Genomic DNA, 18,414 nt, shown 5'->3' with positions numbered 1-18,414 from the left:
TGCGACGCGGGCGGTGCAGTGGCTGATCGCTGCACCCGGTAGGTCTGAAATTAGGCAGAACAGGTGACGTGGTTTACGGGGGTGAGTGAACGGGGGGTGAACCGTGAAGGGCGATGGGGTTCCGGGACCCCGGGGCGGCGAAACACGCGTGTGCGGCCCGGTCGCGGGCGTCGGTTCCGTCCTCAAACGCCGGACGGGCTGGGATTCTGCGGCAGTGTCCTCAGTGCCGCTTCCAGCACTTCCCGGTCGCGTGGCTGCGTCAGGCGCTCCCGGGCCGCCTTCGGCGGCAGCCACAGCACCGCGTCCACCTCGTGGTTCGGGGTGAAGGTGCCCGTCGTGGCCTCGGCGGACCAGTACGTGACCTCCTTCGGGCGGCCGTGCGCGACGTACCGGACCATGGGCAGCACGGCCCCCGGCACACAGTGGTGGCCCGTCTCCTCCAGGACCTCGCGAGCCGCCGCCTCCCGCGGGGACTCGCCGCGCTTCAGCTTGCCCTTGGGGAAGGACCAGTCGTCGTAACGCGGCCGGTGTACGAGGCACAGCTCCACGCCCCCGGCGGGTGCGGGCGGCCGGCGCCACAGGACGCAGCCCGCCGCCCGCACCGTGCCGCTCACGACCGCGCCGCCCCCGTCGTCGCGTAGGGCCAGCTCCCGCGGAACACCGCGCGCGCCGCCTCCACCTCGTGGCGCTGGTCGGCGTGGAGCACGCCCAGGGCGTACGCGGTCGCCGGGGCGATGCGCGGGGTGCGGGCGGCCGTGGCCGCCGCGCCGGCCGCCTCCGCCGCGTCCCGGTGCAGGTCGAGGGCGCGGCCCGGGGCGGCCAGGACCGGGTCGGGGGCGCCGTGCACCACCTCGTGGGCGTAGCGGTGCAGCCGGAGGAGCAGGCGGGTCTGGTGCCAGGGCGCGTCGTGCGCCTCGTTGTACGGCTCCGCCGACTCGTCGGAGGGCAGCGCGGCGACGGCCCCGAGCAGCCGCTGCTCCGCCCGGTCCGCGGGCTCGGCGAGCAGCTCACCGGCGGGGCCGGCCGCGGCGGGCGAGAGCGGGACCTCGGAGGCGAGCAGCGCGACCGCGTCGGCCACCGCGTGGAAGCGGGCGGAGCCGAGGGCCTGGAGGGCGGCGGAGTGGGCGCGGGTCCGGGCGAGGGTGAGCTGCCGTTCCAGCAGGGCGCCGGCCCGGGCGGCGCCGACGCCGAGGACGGGGCGGCCGGATCCCGTGGCGTCGCCGGTGCGGGCTGCCGGGAGGACGGGGTCCCCGGAGAGGCCGTGCAGGGCTTCCAGGAGCCGGGTCAGCCGGTCCGCGTACGCGTGTTCGCGGGCGAGGGTGCCGGAGAGCCAGGACAGCTCGGCGCGCAGCTGCTCCGCCCAGAGCGGGTCGAGCGCGGTGCGGAAGGTGCGCAGGGTGGCGCCGATCCGGCGGGAGGAGCGGCGCAGCGCCGTGGCGGCCTGTTCGGCGGCGCGCGTTCCGGCGTCCGTGGGGGCGGTGTTCTCGCGGTGCAGGCGCAGGCTGCGCAGGAAGTCCGCGGCCTGGGTGCGCAGATAGGGGCCGAGGACGGCCCCGGCGTTCACGTCGGTGATGCCGGGGGCGTGGGCCGGGGCCGCGGCCTGGGTGTGCTGGTCAGGGCGTCGCACGCCGGCGCCTCCGGGCGTCAATGAGCATTTCCTGTACGTGCCGCAGGGGTTTGCCGTCCGCGTCCACGGAGTGCCGGGTCCAGTTGCCGTCGGGGCCCAGGTGCCAGGAGGAGGTGGTGTCGGCCATGCCGGTCTCCAGGAGGCGGCTGAGCGCGGCGCGGTGGGCGGGGTCGGTGACCCGGACCAGGGCCTCGATGCGGCGGTCGAGGTTGCGGTGCATCATGTCGGCGCTGCCGAACCAGACCTCGGGTTCGCCGCCGTTGCCGAAGGCGAAGACCCGGGAGTGTTCGAGGAAGCGGCCGAGGACCGAGCGGACCCGTATGTTCTCGGAGAGGCCGGTGACGCCGGGGCGGATCGCGCAGATGCCGCGTACCCAGATGTCGACGGGGACGCCGGCCTGGGCGGCCCGGTAGCAGGCGTCGATGACCGCCTCGTCCACCATCGAGTTGACCTTGATCCGTACGTAGGCGGGGCGGCCCGCGCGGTGGTGCGTGACTTCCTTGGTGATGCGGGCGACCAGGCCGTCGCGCAGCGACTTGGGGGCGACGAGGAGGCGGCGGTAGGTCTCGCGGCGGGAGTAGCCGGAGAGCCGGTTGAAGAGGTCGGACAGGTCGGCGCCGACCTGCGGGTCCGCGGTGAGCAGGCCGAGGTCCTCGTAGAGCCGGGCCGTCTTCGGGTGGTAGTTGCCGGTGCCGACGTGCGAGTAGCGGCGCAGGGTGTCGCCCTCCTGGCGGACGACGAGGGAGAGCTTGCAGTGGGTCTTCAGGCCGACGAGCCCGTAGACGACGTGGCAGCCCGCCTCCTCCAGCTTGCGCGCCCACTTGATGTTGGCCTGCTCGTCGAAGCGGGCCTTGATCTCGACCAGGACGAGGACCTGTTTGCCGGATTCGGCGGCGTCGATGAGGGCGTCCACTATCGGTGAGTCGCCCGACGTCCGGTACAGCGTCTGCTTGATCGCGAGGACGTCCGGGTCGCCGGCCGCCTGTTCCAGGAACGCCTGGACGGAGGTGGAGAAGGAGTCGTACGGGTGGTGCAGCAGCACGTCCCGCTCGCGTACGGCGGCGAAGATGTCCGGCGCGGACGCGGACTCGACCTCGGCGAGGTCGCGGTGGGTGCCGGCGATGAACTTGGGGTACTTCAGCTCGGGCCGGTCCAGCGACGCTATGCCGAAGAGGCCGGTGAGGTCGAGGGGGCCCGGCAGCGGGTAGACCTCGGCGTCGGACACCTTCAGCTCGCGGACCAGCAGGTCCAGTACGTACGGGTCGATGGACTCCTCGACCTCCAGGCGGACGGGCGGGCCGAAGCGGCGCCGCATGAGCTCCTTCTCCAGGGCCTTGAGAAGGTTCTCGGCGTCGTCCTCCTCGACCTCCAGGTCCTCGTTCCTGGTGACCCGGAACATGTGGTGCGCCAGCACCTCCATCCCCGGGAACAGCTCCTCCAGGTGGGCCGCGATGACGTCCTCTATGGGGACGTAGCGCTGCGGCGACGCCTCCAGGAAGCGGGTCAGCAGCGGGGGCACCTTGACCCGGGCGAAGTGGCGGTGGCCGCTGACGGGATTGCGTACGACGACGGCGAGGTTCAGCGACAGGCCGGAGATGTACGGGAAGGGGTGGGCCGGGTCCACGGCGAGGGGGGTGAGGACGGGGAAGACGCGCTGCCGGAAGAAGGTGAACAGGCGGGCCTGCTCCTTGTCGGTCAGCTCCGGCCAGCGGATCAGCTGGATGCCCTCGTCGGAGAGTGCCGGGGCGACGTCCTGCTGGTAGCAGGCGGCGTGCCGGGCCATGAGCTCGCGCGAGCGGGTCCAGATCAGGTCCAGCACCTCGCGGGGCTGGAGGCCGGACGCGGACCGGGTGGCGACCCCGGTCGCGATGCGGCGCTTCAGGCCGGCGACCCGGACCATGAAGAACTCGTCCAGGTTCGACGCGAAGATCGCCAGGAAGTTGGCGCGCTCCAGGAGGGGCGTGGTGGGGTCCTCGGCCAGTTCGAGGACGCGTTCGTTGAACGCGAGCCAGCTGCGTTCGCGGTCCAGGAAGCGGCCCTGCGGCAGCTCGTCGCCGTCCACCTCGGGTTCGTAGGCGTCGGCGTCGGCGTCGATGTCGGGGTCGAAATCGGCTGCGGTGGACAGGGCCGTGCTCGCCCCGGAGGGGGCGACGGCGTGCGGCCGGTGTGCGGCGAGGGCGCCGACGGACGGCTGGGCGGCGGGCTGGACCGGGACCTCGGAGCTGGGCTGCTGGCTCATGGATCCATTGTTCCGCCCGGAGTGCTCCGGGGGCGCGTCGGAGGCGGACGAGATCGCGAGAACGGCGCGGTCGGGGCGCGTTCTGCCGGTATTTCGCCCGTTGCGGGGGGACGGCACAGCTGGCTGCATCCTGCGAGGGTCGCAAGGCCGTCTGAATGCGTGGTTACGACGACATGACGTGCGGGAAGCGGTGGGTGGCCGTGTGTGGGGGCTCCCGCCCGGGGCCGGGGCCCCGGGCGGGTTTGGGATCGGCTCAGGCGTGGTAGCGCCGCAGCACCCGGAAGGCGAGGACGGTGGCGACTGCGGCGAGGGCCAGGAGGATGCCGGTCTCCACGAGCTGGAGGGGCCAGAAATGGGAGACGGGGTGGTAGTCGACGAAGCCGGTGACGCCGCCCTGGTCCCGCAGGCAGTCCGGGCCCGGGTCGGTCCGCTTGAAGCAGTCCTTCCAGTACAGCTCCTTGCCGGAGGAGGTGAGCATGCCCGATTCGATGGGCCAGGCGCTGTTGCCGGGCCAGGGGGTGTTCCCGATGCCGCGGGTCGTGGGCCAGAGCTCGTAGCGGCGCTTGCCGAAGCCGTACATGACCGTGCCCAGGACGATGGCCGTAAGGGCCATCGCCGGGAGTGTGCGGCGTACGAGGACGGCGCACAGGGCCCCGACGGCCACGGCGAGCAGGGCGTAGGCGAGGGCGACCGGGCCGAGGGCGGGGTAGACGCCGTTCGCGGACCAGACGAGCTCGGTCGGCGCGTTACCGAGGACGCCGGACCGGCCCCATCGGTAGACGAGTACCAGCACGGTCGTGCCGGCGGTCGCCAGGAGGGCGGGGACGGCGAGCCGGGCCGCGAGCCAGCGAGCGGGCGACACCGTCTGGGCCCAGGCGAAGCGGAACGTGCCGCTCTCCAGTTCGCGGGCGATCAGCGGGCCCGCGACGAAGACCCCGGTGAGCAGGGAGAGCGCCAGGAGGACGGAGCCCCCGCCCGACAGGTAGACCTGGGTCGCGGAGCGGGCGTAGGTGGGCAGGTAGGTGCTGTCGCCGCAGCGCGTGGTGTCGTGGTCGGCGCAGTTCTCGGGCGAGGAGGAGACCCAGATCCGGAGCCCGACCACTGCGGCGATGCCCAGGACCATGAGCACGCCGCCCGCCCACAGGGTTCGGCGCTGCATCCGCGTGACTACCCGTTCCGGGCCCCGCAGGGTGAGCGCGCTCATGCCACCACCGCCTCGGGGACCGACGCGCTCGGGGTGAGCAGCGAGGGGGCTTCCGGTGAGCGCAGGTGCGCGAGCAACAGTTCCTCCAGGGACGGGGCGGAGCGGTCCCAGGTCGGGTCGACCGGGCCCTCCGGGCGGACCAGGGCGGTCCGGGTGCGGCCCGTGGTGCGGGATTCGACCACCGTGTGCGGGGCCAGGTCGCGGACCGGGCCCGTGAGTACGGCGTGGGCGGCGATGAGGTCGTCCGTCTCGCCGCCGAGGCGGACGTGGCCGCCGTCGATCAGGAGGAGGTGGTCGCAGGCGCCCTCCAGCTCGGTGAGGATGTGCGAGGACATCACGATGGTCGTCCGGCGCTCGGCGGCCTCGGCCATCAGGACGCCCATCAGCTGGTGGCGGGCGAGGGGGTCGAGGTCGGCCATCGGCTCGTCCAGGAGCAGGAGTTCGGCCCGCTTGCCCAGGGCGAGGGCGAGGGCGAGCCGGGTGCGCCCGCCGCCGGAGAGGGAGCGGACCTTCGCGTCCGGCGGCAGCGGTTCGGCGATGCGCGCCGCCGCGTCCCCGTCCCAGCCGTCCGGGTTCAGCTCCGCGCCCGCCCGCAGGGTTTCGGAGACCGTCAACTGCGGGTAGAGCGGCTTGTCCTGGGCCACGTAGGCCATCCGGGCACGCGTCTCGCCGGGCGTCGAGCCCAGGACTCGCAGCGTTCCCTCGGCCGGCCGCAGGAAACCCGCCGCCAGGGCGAGCAGGGTCGACTTGCCGGCGCCGTTGGGCCCGACGAGCGCGCAGACGGCGCCGGCCGGCAGCCGGAACGTGCAGTCCCGCAGCGCCCAGCCGCCCCCGCGGCCCCTGTACCTCATGCCGAGCCCCTCGGCCTCCAGCGCGGTGCCTGTCATCGGTCCTGGTCCCCCTCGAATGTGCTGTCCAGTACGGCGGTGAAGAGCGCGCTCACGTCGTCGCGTTCGAGTCCGGCCGCCCGCGCCCTGCCCGCCCAGGCGGCGAGTTCGGCGCGCAGCGGGGAGTCGTCGGCGGCCGCCGCGCCCCCGAGCGTTCCGGTGACGAAGGTGCCGAGGCCGCGGCGGCCCTCGACGAGCCCTTCGCGTTCCAGCTCGCGGTACGCCTTGAGCACGGTGTTCGGGTTGATCGCGGTCGCCTCGACCACCTCCCGGGCGGTGGGCAGCCGGTCGCCCGGCTCCAGCAGGCCCAGGCGCAGGGCCTGTTTCGTCTGCTGGACGATCTGGAGGTAGGTGGCGACGCCGCTGCGCCGGTCGATGCGGAACTCGACTGCCGCGGACTCTGCCATCTTCACCCTTTCACTAATTGAGTAGTGAAAGGGTGCCGCAAAGAAGGGGCGGCGTCAAGCGGCGCCGCCCCCGGGCGAGTTGAGGGGCAGTCAGGACTCCGTGCGGTACATCAGGTCCACCTCGTGCGTCGTGAAGCCCATCCGCTCGTACACGGCGAGCGCCGCCGGGTTGTCCGCGTCGACGTAGAGCATCGCGGTCGGCAGGCCCTCCGCCGCCAGGTGGCGCAGCCCGATCGCGGTGAGCGCCTTGCCGAGGCCGCCGCCCTGCGCGTCGGGCCGGATGCCGACCACGTACACCTCGCCGAGCTGCTCCTCGGCGTGCACCTTCGTCCAGTGGAAGCCGATCAGCTCCGTGGCGCCCGCGCCGTCCTCGCGCTCGGCCAGGAAGAAGCCCTTCGGGTCGAACCAGGGCTCGGCCTTGCGGTCGTCCAGGTCGCGCTGGGTCAGGGAGCCCTGCTCCGGGTGGTGGGCGAAGGCCGCGCTGTTCACCGCGAGCCAGGCGGCGTCGTCCTCGCCCGGGACGAAGGTGCGCACGGTGACGCCCGGCGGGAGGACCGGCTCGGCGAGGTTGAGCGGGTTCAACGGGCGGCGCAGCTGGCGCAGTTCCCGGAACAGGGAGAGGCCGAGGACCTGGGCGAGATGGCGCGCCGCCGCCTTCCCGCCGTGCGCCCAGACCCGCAGCCGCTTCCCGGTGGCGGCGAGCAGGGCGGCCCCGAGCGCGCGGCCGTGACCGTGGCCCCGCTGCGCGGGGTGCACGACCAGCTCGGCGGCCGGTGCCTCCACGGGGTCGGTGTCCTCCAGTTGGGCGTATCCGGCGAGCACCCCTCCGGCGGACAGCAGGAAGTGCCGTACGCCTGCCCGCTGTCCGCCCCGCAGCTGCAGACGGCCCTGCTCCGACACGGCCTGCCGGCCGTCGGCCCGCGCGGCCTCGGCGAGCAGGTCGAGCACGGCCGCGGCCTGGTCGGGGGAGAGGGTGTCGAGCGTCTGGATCTCGCGTCCGGGGGCGGGGAGGGGTGCGTCAGTCGTCATGCGTACGAGCGTAAGCGCCGCGGGCGCGCACCGGTTGGCAACCACTTCGTAACCCCGTACACCTGTCGCGCTACGCGCGTTGACTCTAGGCTGCGGCTCGTACTTCACCCGCTGAACTCACAAGGGGACCGATGTCAGCGACACCGCAGAAGAACCGGGCGTCACGGCGGGTGCTCGCCGCCGCGGCCGGTCTCGCCACCGTGGGCGCGCTCGTCGCGGCCATGCCGGCCGACGCGCACGGGCGCGGCCACGGCGGCGACCACGGCCACGGGCACCACACTCCGGCCCGGACCGTCGACGTACAGCTGCTGTCCTTCAACGACCTGCACGGCAACCTGGAGCCGCCGGCCGGTTCGGCCGGCACGGTCACCGAGACGCAGGCCGACGGTACGACGAAGGCGATTCCGGCCGGCGGCGTGGAGTACCTCGCCTCCTCGCTGCGTACCGCCCGCAAGGGCCACCCGTACTCGATCACCGCGGCCGGCGGCGACATGGTCGGCGCGAGCCCGCTGCTGTCGGGGCTCTTCCACGACGAGCCGACCATCGAGGCGCTGAACAAGATCGACCTCGATGTGACGAGCGTCGGCAACCACGAGTTCGACGAGGGCGCGACCGAGCTGGCGCGCCTTCAGAACGGCGGCTGCCACCCGGTCGAGGGGTGCTACGAGAAGGGCAAGAAGTTCCCGGGCGCCGACTTCCCGTACCTCGCGGCCAATGTGACGAGTGAGAAGACCGGGAAGCCCATCCTCAAGCCGTACACCGTATGGAAAAAGAACGGCGTCAAGATCGGGTTCATCGGGGTGACCCTGGAGGGCACGCCGAACATCGTGACGGCCAACGGCGTCAAGGGGCTCAAGTTCCACGACGAGGTCGAGACGATCAACAAGTACGCCAAGGAGCTGGACCGCCAGGGCGTGAAGTCGATCGTCGCGCTCATCCACGAGGGCGGCCTGCCCGCCTCCGCCTCGTACAACTACGACTGCGACAGCCCGGGCGCCGGTGACGGCATCTCCGGGCCGATCACGGACATCGCCAAGGGCATCACGCCGAAGGTGGACGCCCTGGTCACGGGCCACACCCACCAGGCGTACGTCTGCACCATCCCGGACCCCGCGGGCAACCCGCGCCTGGTCACGTCGGCGGCCTCCTTCGGCCGGCTGTACACGGACACGACGCTGACGTACGACCGCCGCACCGGCGACATCGTGCGCACGGCGGTGAAGGGCAGCGGCAAGCACGGCTCGAAGCACCACGGTTCCACGCCGTCGAACCCGGTCTCCGCGAACCACCTCGTCAGCCGCGACCAGAAGCCCGCCAAGGACATGACGGACCTGATCGCCCGCTGGAACACGCTCGCGGCCCCGATCTCGAACCGGCCGCAGGGCTACATCTCCGCCGACATCAACGGGCGCGGCTCCACCGCCCCGGAGAAGCCGCTCGGCAATCTGATCGCCGACGCGCAGCTGGAGGGCCTGGCCCCGGCGGACAAGGGCGGGGCGGTCGTCGCCTTCATGAACCCGGGCGGCATCCGCGCGGACCTGGTGTACAAGGCGTCCGGCAGCGAGGGCGACGGCGTCGTCACGTACGGCGAGGCGTTCACCGTGCAGCCGTTCACCAACATGATGAACGTCGTGGACCTGACCGGCGCGCAGCTCGTCTCCGCGCTCCAGCAGCAGGTCAGCGGCTCCAACGAGGCCAGCCCGAAGATCCTCCAGGTCTCCAAGGGCCTCACCTACACGCTGGACATGACCAAGTCGGGCGCGGACCGCGTCGTCACGGACACGATCAAGCTGAATGGTGAGGCGATCGACCCGGGCAAGACGTACCGCGTCGCGATGAACGAGTTCCTGGCGGGCGGCGGCGACGGCTTCGCGGCGCTCGGCGAGGGCACCAACAAGCTGGTCGGCGCCTCCGACCTGGACCTGTTCAACGCCTACCTGGCCGCGCACTCCACGTCCTCCTCCCCGCTGGCCCCGCCGGCGACGGACCGGATCACGGTCGTGCAGTAGGCGCCCTGTGACGACGGAGGCGCGGTCCCGGGCAGCAGCCCGGAACCGCGCCTCCGTCGTTTCGTACGGGGACCGTCAGGGAAGCGTGGTCGGCAGGCAGCCGCGCGGGACGAAGAACCAGCTCTGCAGTCCGACCCCGTCCGTGGAGCCGCCGCGCGGATCGCGGACCATGACGTAGTTGCCGTCCCGCGACACATAGCGCCACAGCACCGTCTGGCCCATCGCCACCTGGCTGTTGACCGCTGTGCTCGGCTTCGCCGGCACGTCCCAGGGGCTGACGTTGCCGTACGCGGTGATGTGCGTGCCGTCCCATGTCGCGCAGCCGGCGCCCGCCACGGTGGCCACCGAGGCGCCGTCCGACGTGCCGCCGCCGATCTGGCCGTTGGTGAACGCCGAGGTCGGCAGGGTGGTGGCGGCGCCGCAGCTGTCGGTGGTCGCGCCGTCGCCCGAGACGGCACCGGCGTACGTCCACAGACAGGTGTTGATGGTCCCGAAGACCCGCCCCCACCGGTAGCCGCCGTCCGCCTCGCCGTGCACGTCGACGGTCCAGCCCCGGTAGGCGGTGCCGATGACGTACGAGGCGGGGCTGCGGCGCAGCAGGGTGTAGTCGGTGTCGATCTGCTTGCGTACGGCCGCCTGGGCCGTCGTCTGCTGTACGGCGGTGCCGGGGACCACGGCGACCGCGGCGGCGGTGGCGAGGCCGAGCAGCAGTGCGTGGGTGCGTCGCACCATGGATGTCCTCCTGCTGGTGGTGGGGGGAGCGTGTGTGGGGGGGCGCGCTGTTCCTCGGCCGGGATCGCGGTCTCATCGCCGCAGTGTGATCACCGCCGCCTCGCCCGGGCGCAGGGTGGTGGTGAGGTGGTGCCCGACGGCCTTCGCGTATGACGGGCGGAATCCTGCCCATGAACCGTCGGCCGACACCGCCCGTCCGTCGATGCGCACCTCCGGCGCGTCGAGGCCGCGTCCGGCGCCGGTCGGGTCGTACGGGGTCATCCGGTCGATCCGGGCCCGGGGCGTGGACGCGTCGAGCGTGGCCGTGGCGGGATGGGCGCTCTTGTTGATCAGGAAGATCCGGCGCTCACCGTCGCGGCCGGTCAGCTGCCACGCCTTGAGCCGTGAGGGCTCGGCGCCCTGAACGACCGGCTGTACGGGGTGCAGGTCGCGGCCGCCCTGGGCGAAGCGGCCGAACAGCAGCATGGCGTAGTAGAGGGGCGCCGCCGTGGGGGAGCCGGCGGCCGGGGTGGGGTCGTAGTTCACGGCGTTGTAGTACGCGTTGCCCTCCTCGGGGGCGTAGAAGGCGCGTACCTCGGCATTGTGGAAGTTGACGCCCGTGGCGCCCGTACCTGCGGCACAGCCGGTGTTGGCCCCCGGTGCGTCCGGCGGTTGCGGGCAGGCCGTGTGGAACATCAGGTCCAGGGCGTAGGCGGCAGCGGCGGCGGTGTTGCTGACGCCGTCGGCGCCCCGGTTCGCCGCGGTGTTCGTCTCCTCCAGCCGGTAGCCGAGCCCGTGTGCCGTTGCCTCGCGGGCGTGTACGTAGACCTGGTGGTCCAGGGAGTCCATGTGGGTGTCGGAGAGCAGGGCGTCCGCGCTCGGGCAGCGGTAGGGCTTGTTCACACAGGTGCGGGCCAGCGGATAGAAGTGGTCGCTCGCCCACGCGCCGAACGGGCCGGCGTTGTCCTTGGCCCGGTCCGCCGTGGTGTCCAGGATCTGCGGCCAGTTCCAGAAGTACCGGGTGGGTACGGTCTGCTGGGCGACGTCCGTCCACGGGAGGATGTCCTCGCTGGTGTTCGGCGCGACGAGCGGGAAGCGGCCGGTGACGGAGGGGTCGGTGTAGGTGGTGAGGTCCGCGAGGTAGCGGTCGAGGTGCGAGCCGTACGAGAGGTCGGGCTCGTTGCCGAGCTCGATGCCGGCGACGAACCGGGCGGCCTTCCCCGCGAACACCGGCGCGACACCTTGATTGAGGAACGCGCGGGTGTGGTCCGGGCTCACGAAGGGCCGCGTCTCGCCGGGCGGTGCCATGGCCGTGCCGAGGACGACGCCCCAGGCGGGCCGGGAGCCGTGCGGGCGGCCGGCGTCGGCGGCTTCCAGGGTGTCGCGGATGTCGCGCAGGTCCTCCGGTGTGATCACCCGGTCGGTGTTCGGCGCGGTGGCGTCGAATGGCGTGATGTCCTGGGAGGAGCCGCCGATGCGCAGGATGCCGGTGCCGAGGTTGCGCAGCAGCGCGACGAACGCCGGGCGGCTCTTCTCCCCCATGTACCGCTCGATCAGGGACCACTCGATGCTGAGCCCGACGTAGTGGCCGGGCACACGGCCGTTCCGGGCGCCCGGGACGGCCGGTGCGGAGGCGGGCGGCGTACCGGCGTGCCCGACCCCCGGGCCCGTGCCCAGCGCGACCGCGGCGAGGGCCAGGGCGCAGGCGGCGGCACGGACCCGGTGACGGGCGCGGTGGTTGCCGTCGCGCGGTGGAGCGGGGGGATGCGTCATGGCCCTGCCTCTCTCGTACGGGGGAGTGGGGTGCGGCCGGCCGGGAGCCTCAGTCCTCGGCCCGGGCCGCGGGCTGCGGCTCCGACGCGGGCGCCGGGACGGCCCCGAGCAGAGCCCCGGTGCCGCTGTCGTCGTCGCCGTCGGTGGACACCGCCTCGACGAGCGCGTCGGCCTCCGGATTGGGCTCGGGGCTGAGGAGGCCGATGGCGAGGAAGAGGACCAGCGAGGTGACCAGGGGGGTGAGGACGACCGTGGTCTGGTCGGTGCTGTCGATGCCGTACTTGACGATCCAGTACCCGATGAGCCCGCCGGCCCAGGAGATCAGCGCGGCGCGGGGTCCGAACTTCCGGAAGGGGGTGAGCAGTCCGAGCAGCAGCGGGATGGAGATCGGTCCCATGACCGCCGCGACGAGGGCCACGATGATGCCGAGCACACCGCCGAAGTGGTCGGCCTCGATGGCCACGAGCATGCTGAGCGTGATGAAGGCGACCGTGACGATCCGGGCGGCCAGCAGCGCGGACCGCTCGCTCATCCCGCGCGCCCTGCGGGAGAGGGCGGGCATCATGTCGCGGGTCACGACCGCGGAGATCGCGTTGGCGTCCGAGGAGGCCATGGCCATGGTGTGCGAGAACATCCCGGCGAGCGTGAGCCCGACCAGTCCCGCCGGCAGGAACTTCTCGCTCATGAGCGCGTAGACCTGCTGGGGGTCCGCGACGTGCGGGAGCAGGACGGGCGCGGCGACGGACGGGAAGAGCAGGAAGGCCGGCCAGATCAGGTAGAGCACCGCGGAGAGGCCGGCGGAGCGGCGGGCGTCCCTGGCGTTCTCGGTGGCCATGTAGCGCTGGGCCAGGTTCCACATGCCGCCGTTGTACTCGAAGATCTTGATGATGATGTAGGCGGTGAGGAAGGTCGCGGTGTACGGGCCGACCAGCGGCTCGGTGTGGTGCGCGGGGAGGTCGTCCCAGAGCGTCCCCAGGCCGGAGATCCCGCCCAGCTTGCCGAGGACGACCACGACCATGGCGATGGCGGCGATGCCCTGGATGATGAACTGCCCGAAGTCGGTGAGGGCGTCGGCCCAGAGGCCGCCCACGGTGCAGTACAGCAGGGTGACGACGCCGGTCAGCACGATGCCGGTGTTCATGTTCATGCCGGTGAACACATTGAGCAGGATCGCCACCGAGGCCCACTTGGCCGCCACGTCGAAGACCTTGAGCAGGGTGCCGCTCCAGGCGAGGGCCTGCTGGGTGGGGACGTTGTACCGGGTGGCGAGGTACTCCAGGGGTGAGGCGACCCCGTACCGCTTGCGGAGCCGGTTCCAGCGGGGGGCGAAGACGACGGCGCCGAGGCCGGTGCCCACCGCCAGCGGGATGAACGCCCAGACGTAGACGGTGATGCCGTAGCTGTAGGCCACCGCGGCGTAGGCGACGAACACGGCGGCGCTGTACCCGGACATGTGGTGCGAGATGCCGGAGAGCCACCAGGGCATCCGGCCTCCGCCGGTGAAGTAGTCGCTGACGTTGCTGATGCGCTTGTGCGACCACAAGCCGATCAGCAGCATCACGACGAAATAGCCGCCGAGTGCGACCCAGTCCAACGCAGCCATGTGAACTCCTAGTTGCCCGATCGGCTCGTGCCGGCCGGCGGTGGGCGGTGAGCGGAAGAGAGGGATTGTTCGCCGAAACTCATGTCTGCATATGTAGACAGTGATTTCATTCGTGGACTTTGATCAGGCGGGAGGCTAGCCCGCCGTATGATGGCGGTCAATGACTTGGGAGGGTTTTCATTGGTTGGACAAAAGGCCACCCCGTCCGCGAGCGAGACCGACGAGTCCGGACGCGGCCTGGTCAAGTCGGCCGAGCGCGCGGTCCTGATCATGGAAGCGCTGGCGGCCTCGCCCGGCCGGCTCAGCCTGGGGCAGTTGCAGGAGGCCACGGGATACCCCCGCTCCAGCCTGTACGCCCTGCTCCGCACCCTCAGCGCCCTGAAGTGGGTGGAGAGCCCCGAGGGCGATCTGTCCTTCGGCATCGGACCGCGCGCCCTGCTGTGCGGCACCGCCTATCTGGACCGGGACCCGGCGCTGCCGCCGGCGATCCGTCAGATCGAGCGGGTGCGCGAGGAGGTGGGCTACACGACCCACTACGCCCGGCTCGACCTCCCGCACGTCATCTACCTGGCCAGCCGGGAGGCCACCGACTCGCACCGGCTCACCTCCCGGGTGGGGCGCCAGCTCCCGGCCCACGCGACGGCGCTGGGCAAGGCCCTGCTCGCCGAGCTGACCGGCCCCGAGGTCGAGGCACTGATGGCGGACGTCGAGCAGGACCCGCTGACCGAGAACACCGTGACCGGGCGGGCCGAACTGCTGGCCGAGCTGGAGGAGGCCCGGGAGCGCGGGTGGTCCGTCGAGCGCGAGCAGAACACCCCGGGCCTGTGCTGTGTCGCGGCCTCCGTCCCGTACCGGATCCCCGCCACCGACGCCATCAGCTGCTCGATCCCGGTGGCGCGGGCGACCGATGAGGAGCTGGCCCGGGTCGGCGAGACCGTCCTGCGGCATGCGGAGGAGCTGGCCCGGGTGCTGCGGCGGCAGGGAATCCGCTAGCGGCTACCGCGAGAGCGTCACGATCCGGGCCGTGCCCGGCGCCACCTCGACCGTGGTGCTCCGGTGGCCGACCTCCACGGAGGCCGTCCGAAGGTGCCCGGAGGGCTTGCCGGCCGGCGAGACCGTACGGTCCCCGAGGCGCACGGCGGAGGCGTCCACCGAGGCGAGCCCGTCCGGCGCGGAGGTGCGCAGCGTCGTCGCGCGGCCCGTGCGGTACGAGGACGGGAGGGCGACCGTGACCTCGTCCGCGGTACTGCCGGCCGCCGCCGGGTCCTGGACGTTGATCAGGACCAGCGTGAGCTTCCCGTCACGCCCCTGGACGCCGTACGCCCGCAGCCCGCCCAGGTCCGCGTCGGTGAGTCCGAGGTCCACGAACCTGCCCTCCGGCACCTGGCGGAACGCCCACAGGCCGTAGTACAGCGGGTTCGCGGAGAGCCCGCCGGCGTCCAACTCCGCCTGGTCCTTCGCGCAGAACGCCCCGTAATAGCGGTACGAGATCGGGTAGTCGGCCGAGTCACGCGGCTTGAAGTCCCCGCAGATCCCGCCGGTGTTGGTGTGGAACTCGACCCGGTTGACACCGCTCCGGGCGGTCTGCATCAGGTAGTCGAGCGACCACAGCGCGGTCGCGTACGCGTTGCTGACCCCCGGCTGCCCGCTGCACGAGGCGCTGTTGGACTCGTTGAGCGTCATCGGTATCCGGTCGCCGAACCGGGCCCCGATCGCCTTGATGCCGTCCAGCTTGGCCTGCGTCTTCGTGTACGTCTCCGGGGCGAGCACCTGCGCGAGCGGCATGCTCGACGAGCCGCAGTGGCTTCCCGGATACAGGTGGGAGGAGAGCTCGGAGAGGATCTTCTCCGGTTTCACGGTGGTGTCCGCCGCCGCGGCCGCGGTGAACTCGTCCAGCCTCGTGTTGGTCGCCGCCGTGTTGGCCGACGGGCCCAGCACCTTGATGCCCGCGTGCGGCAGGGCGGTGTGGATGGCCGCCTCGTACCGCTTGACCGTCTCCCACATGTCGCCGCCGGTCATGGTGGTGACGTTGTCGAACTCGTTGCCGATCTCCACGGACAGCAGGTCGTCCCCGAGCGTCTCGTGCGCCGCCTTCACCTCGGCGACGACCTGGTCGAGGGTGACCTGCGGGGCCGGGTCCTTCGACGGGTCCTTGAGCAGGGACTGGTCGATGACCGCCTTCAGCGGGACGCCCAGCGTGACCTTCCAGCCGGAGGCGCGCACCAGCTTCTTGAGCGCGTCCAGGTCCGACTGGTCGACCGTGCCACCGATCGCCTCCTTCGGCGCCGCCGATCCGCTCCACTTGCCGAACGCCGGCCACACCAGGTCCATCGAGTAGCCGCCCAGCCGGATCACCCCGTCGTCGCCCAGGGTCCGCAGCCGGTCCGCCATCCGCTCCTTCGTCAGGTAGCCGTGGGCGAAGTCCGCGGACTCCACGGAGAAGCCCTGGTGGTCGCCGGTGAGCCTGGCCCCGGCGCCCGGGCCGTGCGCCGTGGCGTTCAGGGCGAAGGGGGTGGTGGCGGGAGCGCTCCCGCCGTCCTGGGCGAAGGCGTGCCCGGCGGGCAGGCCCGCGCCCGCCACCAGGACGGCGGCCAGCGCGGTCCTGGTGAGCCTGCGCCCGGTGGTGCCGCGCGCGTTCCGGTCATTCATCGTGGAAATCTCCTTCGGCGTTCTCATCGATGGCGGTGACGAGGTGAGGAGTGCGTCTACCAGCGGGGCGACACGGCCCGGTAGTCCGGGTCGACGCGCCGCATGTAGCCGGTGTCGTCCCGGTTGCGCAGACCGCACCGCAGGTACTGCTCGTGCAGCCGGGCGAGCGCGTCCCGGTCCAGTTCGACGCCCAGCCCCGGGCCCGTCGGCACCCGCACCGCGCCGTCGGCGAACGAGAGCGCCCCGTCCTGCACGACCTCCTCGGACTTCCAGGGCCAGTGCGTGTCGCAGGCGTACGTGAGGTTCGGGGTGGCGGCGGCCAGGTGGGTCATCGCGGCGAGGCTGATGCCCAGGTGGGAGTTGGAGTGCATGGAAAGCCCCATGCCGAAGGTGTCGCAGATGCCCGACAGGAGCTTCGAGCGGTGCAGCCCGCCCCAGTAGTGATGGTCGGAGAGCACGACCTGGACCGAGTCCCGGGCGACCGAAGGGGCGAGCTCGTCGAAGGCGACGACGCACATGTTCGTCGCGAGGGGCATGCTCGCCTCGCGGGCGACACGGGCCATCCCGTCGAGCCCGGGCGTGGGGTCCTCCAGATACTCCAGTACGCCGTCGAGCCGGCGCGCGACCTCGATCGATGTGTCCACGGTCCACGCGGCGTTGGGGTCGAGCCGGAGCGGGGTGTCCGGGAACGCCTCGCGCAGGGCGAGGACCGACTCGACCTCCTGCCCGGGGGGCAGCACCCCGCCCTTGAGCTTGATGGCCGAGAAGCCGTACTCGCCGACCATGCGCTGCGCCTGGGCGACGATCCCGGAGCTGTCGAGGGCCTCGGGGTAATCGTCCGGCGCCGCGCCGGGGTGCCCGTCCCACTTGTAGAACAGGTAGGCGCTGAACGGTACGGAGTCGCGCACCGCGCCCCCGAGCAGGTCGGAGACCGGGCGCCCGGCGGCCTTGCCCTGGATGTCCAGGCAGGCGACCTCCAGGGGCGAGAACACCCGGTCCACCGTGGAGCTGGTGGTGATCATGCCGGTCAGCCCGTGGCCGTCGCTGCCGGTGTCGCCGCCGAGCACCCGGGCCACCTCGGCGTGCATCGCGTGGAGCGCGTACACGTCCATGCCGGTCACCGCCTGAGCGGCGGCGGCGAGGCGCCGCAGGTGCCCCTCGTCCGCGTATGTCTCGCCGAGCCCGGAGATGCCCTGGTCGGTGGCGATCTCGATGACGGCGCGCAGCGCGTACGGCTCGTGCACGCCCACGGCGTTGAGCAGCGCCTGGTCGTGGAAGGCGACCGGGGTCACGGTCACCGAGGTGATGAGGACGCGGTCGCTCATCGGGCGGCCACCTCCGCGCACAGCGCGAGCCCGGCCTCGGTGATGCGCCGCAGCTCCTCCAGGTGCTCGGGGGCCGGGTCGGTGAGCGGCGGCCTGACCCCGCCGACGTCGAGCCCGCGCTGTCGCACGGCCGCCTTGACGAGGGAGACGGCATAGCCGGGGACCCGGTCGCGCAGCGCGATCAGCGGGTGGAAGAACACCGTCTGGAACCGCTCGACCAGCGCGTCGTCGCCCTTGGTCACGGCCCGGTAGTACGCGAGGGAGATCTCCGGGGCGAAGCAGAACACCGCGGAGGAGTACAGCTCGACGCCGATGCCCCGGTACACGGGCACGGTGGCCTCGGCGGTCGGCATGCCGTTGAAGAACTGGAAGGGCTTCGTTCCGCCCTCGTCCCGCAGGGCCGAGCGGACCGCGACGACGCTGCGGGCGAGCTGCTCCAGATCGCCGTGGCCGTCCTTGAAGCCCACCACCTGGGGCAGCAGCGCCACTTCGACGGCGGACGCGGTGTCGAAGCGGGCGGTTCCACGGTTGTAGACGATCAGCGGCAGGTCCGTCTCCTCCGCGACCGCCCTGGTGTACGCGACGAGCCCGGCGGGCGGCCCCTGGACCAGGTACGGCGGAAGCAGCAGCAGCCCGTCCGCGCCGGCCTCCTTCGCGGCCCTGGCGAACCGCCGGGCCAGCGGGAGGGCCCCGCCGGTCCCCGCGTAGACCGGCACCCGGCCGTCGACGGTCTCGACGGCGGTACGCACCACCTGCGCGTACTCCTCGGGTTCCAGGGCGTGGAACTCGCCGGTGCCGCACGCGACGAAGACGCCGCCCGGACCCGCGTCGAGTCCGGCGCGGACGTGTTCCGCGAGTGCCTGCGGATCGACCTCGCCGGAAGAGGTGAACGGTGTCACCGGAAAGAACAGCACGCCGTCGAACGTCGACAACTCGGGGCTCCCCTCCATG

The 18,414-nt window shown here is 72.2% G+C and carries 15 protein-coding genes; 2 read left to right on the top strand and 13 right to left on the bottom strand.

The genetic code is table 11. The features are described 5' to 3' along the window. Positions 1–182: 182 nt before the first annotated feature. The 7 genes from ACIQZN_RS18320 to mshD all read right to left on the bottom strand — a co-directional run bounded on the left by ACIQZN_RS18320 (position 183) and on the right by mshD (position 7,393). Positions 183–614: an NUDIX hydrolase gene (locus ACIQZN_RS18320; RefSeq protein ID WP_403994399.1), complete on the bottom strand. Its 432-nt coding sequence runs from the start codon at positions 612–614 to the stop codon at positions 183–185. Further along, positions 611–1,648, bottom strand: a complete 1,038-nt coding sequence (locus ACIQZN_RS18315) for a CHAD domain-containing protein (protein WP_403994396.1) — start codon at positions 1,646–1,648, stop codon at positions 611–613. Before ACIQZN_RS18315 ends, ACIQZN_RS18320 begins: the two co-directional genes overlap by 4 nt. Then, positions 1,614–3,866 (bottom strand): RNA degradosome polyphosphate kinase, encoded by a 2,253-nt coding sequence (locus ACIQZN_RS18310; protein ID WP_403994393.1) that lies wholly within the window; start codon positions 3,864–3,866, stop codon positions 1,614–1,616. Before ACIQZN_RS18310 ends, ACIQZN_RS18315 begins: the two co-directional genes overlap by 35 nt. 253 nt (positions 3,867–4,119) lie before the next feature. Next, a complete protein-coding gene (locus ACIQZN_RS18305) occupies positions 4,120–5,070 on the bottom strand; it encodes an ABC transporter permease (protein ID WP_403994390.1) in 951 nt (316 codons plus the stop codon). Continuing rightward, positions 5,067–5,957: an ABC transporter ATP-binding protein gene (locus tag ACIQZN_RS18300; RefSeq protein WP_403994387.1), complete on the bottom strand. Its 891-nt coding sequence runs from the start codon at positions 5,955–5,957 to the stop codon at positions 5,067–5,069. Before ACIQZN_RS18300 ends, ACIQZN_RS18305 begins: the two co-directional genes overlap by 4 nt. Continuing rightward, positions 5,954–6,364, bottom strand: coding sequence for a GntR family transcriptional regulator (locus tag ACIQZN_RS18295; RefSeq protein ID WP_403994384.1), 411 nt, complete (start codon positions 6,362–6,364; stop codon positions 5,954–5,956). Before ACIQZN_RS18295 ends, ACIQZN_RS18300 begins: the two co-directional genes overlap by 4 nt. A 90-nt stretch (positions 6,365–6,454) precedes the next feature. Continuing rightward, complete coding sequence (gene mshD / locus ACIQZN_RS18290) at positions 6,455–7,393, bottom strand: mycothiol synthase (protein WP_403994381.1); 939 nt, start codon at positions 7,391–7,393, stop codon at positions 6,455–6,457. A 131-nt stretch (positions 7,394–7,524) separates the two neighbouring features. Between mshD and ACIQZN_RS18285 the strand changes: the two genes are divergently transcribed. Further along, entirely contained in the window at positions 7,525–9,402 is a 1,878-nt protein-coding gene (locus ACIQZN_RS18285) for a bifunctional metallophosphatase/5'-nucleotidase (protein WP_403994378.1), read from the top strand. Positions 9,403–9,477: 75 nt separating this feature from the next. On the opposite strand, the gene ACIQZN_RS18280 is transcribed toward ACIQZN_RS18285, so the two are convergent. The 3 genes from ACIQZN_RS18280 to ACIQZN_RS18270 all read right to left on the bottom strand — a co-directional run bounded on the left by ACIQZN_RS18280 (position 9,478) and on the right by ACIQZN_RS18270 (position 13,489). Continuing rightward, complete coding sequence (locus ACIQZN_RS18280; protein ID WP_403994375.1) at positions 9,478–10,134, bottom strand: hypothetical protein; 657 nt, start codon at positions 10,132–10,134, stop codon at positions 9,478–9,480. 72 nt (positions 10,135–10,206) lie between these two features. Then, positions 10,207–11,886 (bottom strand): hypothetical protein, encoded by a 1,680-nt coding sequence (locus ACIQZN_RS18275; RefSeq protein WP_403994372.1) that lies wholly within the window; start codon positions 11,884–11,886, stop codon positions 10,207–10,209. A 49-nt stretch (positions 11,887–11,935) separates the two neighbouring features. Next, positions 11,936–13,489 carry a sodium:solute symporter family protein gene (locus ACIQZN_RS18270; RefSeq protein ID WP_403994369.1) on the bottom strand — a complete coding sequence of 518 codons (1,554 nt, stop codon included), beginning with the start codon at positions 13,487–13,489 and terminating at the stop codon, positions 11,936–11,938. Between the two features lie 180 nt (positions 13,490–13,669). On the opposite strand from ACIQZN_RS18270, the gene ACIQZN_RS18265 reads away from it, so the two are divergent. After that, entirely contained in the window at positions 13,670–14,482 is an 813-nt protein-coding gene (locus ACIQZN_RS18265; protein ID WP_403994366.1) for an IclR family transcriptional regulator, read from the top strand. Between the two features lie 3 nt (positions 14,483–14,485). Here ACIQZN_RS18265 and ACIQZN_RS18260 read toward each other — a convergent pair whose 3' ends face one another. From ACIQZN_RS18260 to ACIQZN_RS18250, 3 genes are read right to left on the bottom strand one after another with little or no spacing between them, the layout of a single operon-like run. Then, complete coding sequence (locus ACIQZN_RS18260) at positions 14,486–16,138, bottom strand: hypothetical protein (RefSeq protein WP_403994363.1); 1,653 nt, start codon at positions 16,136–16,138, stop codon at positions 14,486–14,488. A 56-nt stretch (positions 16,139–16,194) separates the two neighbouring features. Beyond that, positions 16,195–17,463, bottom strand: a complete 1,269-nt coding sequence (locus ACIQZN_RS18255; protein WP_403994360.1) for a glucarate dehydratase family protein — start codon at positions 17,461–17,463, stop codon at positions 16,195–16,197. Then, on the bottom strand, positions 17,460–18,413 hold the full coding sequence (locus ACIQZN_RS18250) for a 5-dehydro-4-deoxyglucarate dehydratase (protein ID WP_403994357.1): 954 nt from the start codon (positions 18,411–18,413) through the stop codon (positions 17,460–17,462). The genes ACIQZN_RS18255 and ACIQZN_RS18250 overlap by 4 nt, the downstream gene beginning before the upstream one ends. Position 18,414: the final 1 nt, after the last annotated feature.

Origin of the sequence: Streptomyces sp. NPDC097595 (genome assembly GCF_044761525.1) — a bacterium.
In the GTDB taxonomy this organism is placed as follows: domain Bacteria; phylum Actinomycetota; class Actinomycetes; order Streptomycetales; family Streptomycetaceae; genus Streptomyces; species Streptomyces drozdowiczii_A.
The sequence above is the reverse complement of the archived record's forward strand: the minus strand, read 5'-3'. Positions and strand labels throughout refer to the sequence as shown.

Excerpts from the sequence above, each read along its gene's own strand:
- ACIQZN_RS18310 (WP_403994393.1), bottom strand. The coding sequence starts at position 3,866 with ATGAGCCAGCAGCCCAGCTCCGAGGTCCCGGTCCAGCCCGCCGCCCAG.
- ACIQZN_RS18305 (WP_403994390.1), bottom strand. The coding sequence starts at position 5,070 with ATGAGCGCGCTCACCCTGCGGGGCCCGGAACGGGTAGTCACGCGGATG.
- ACIQZN_RS18300 (WP_403994387.1), bottom strand. The coding sequence starts at position 5,957 with ATGACAGGCACCGCGCTGGAGGCCGAGGGGCTCGGCATGAGGTACAGG.
- ACIQZN_RS18295 (WP_403994384.1), bottom strand. The coding sequence starts at position 6,364 with ATGGCAGAGTCCGCGGCAGTCGAGTTCCGCATCGACCGGCGCAGCGGC.
- mshD (WP_403994381.1), bottom strand. The coding sequence starts at position 7,393 with ATGACGACTGACGCACCCCTCCCCGCCCCCGGACGCGAGATCCAGACG.
- ACIQZN_RS18285 (WP_403994378.1), top strand. The coding sequence starts at position 7,525 with ATGTCAGCGACACCGCAGAAGAACCGGGCGTCACGGCGGGTGCTCGCC.
- ACIQZN_RS18280 (WP_403994375.1), bottom strand. The coding sequence starts at position 10,134 with ATGGTGCGACGCACCCACGCACTGCTGCTCGGCCTCGCCACCGCCGCC.
- ACIQZN_RS18275 (WP_403994372.1), bottom strand. The coding sequence starts at position 11,886 with ATGACGCATCCCCCCGCTCCACCGCGCGACGGCAACCACCGCGCCCGT.
- ACIQZN_RS18270 (WP_403994369.1), bottom strand. The coding sequence starts at position 13,489 with ATGGCTGCGTTGGACTGGGTCGCACTCGGCGGCTATTTCGTCGTGATG.
- ACIQZN_RS18260 (WP_403994363.1), bottom strand. The coding sequence starts at position 16,138 with ATGAATGACCGGAACGCGCGCGGCACCACCGGGCGCAGGCTCACCAGG.
- ACIQZN_RS18255 (WP_403994360.1), bottom strand. The coding sequence starts at position 17,463 with ATGAGCGACCGCGTCCTCATCACCTCGGTGACCGTGACCCCGGTCGCC.
- ACIQZN_RS18250 (WP_403994357.1), bottom strand. The coding sequence starts at position 18,413 with ATGGAGGGGAGCCCCGAGTTGTCGACGTTCGACGGCGTGCTGTTCTTT.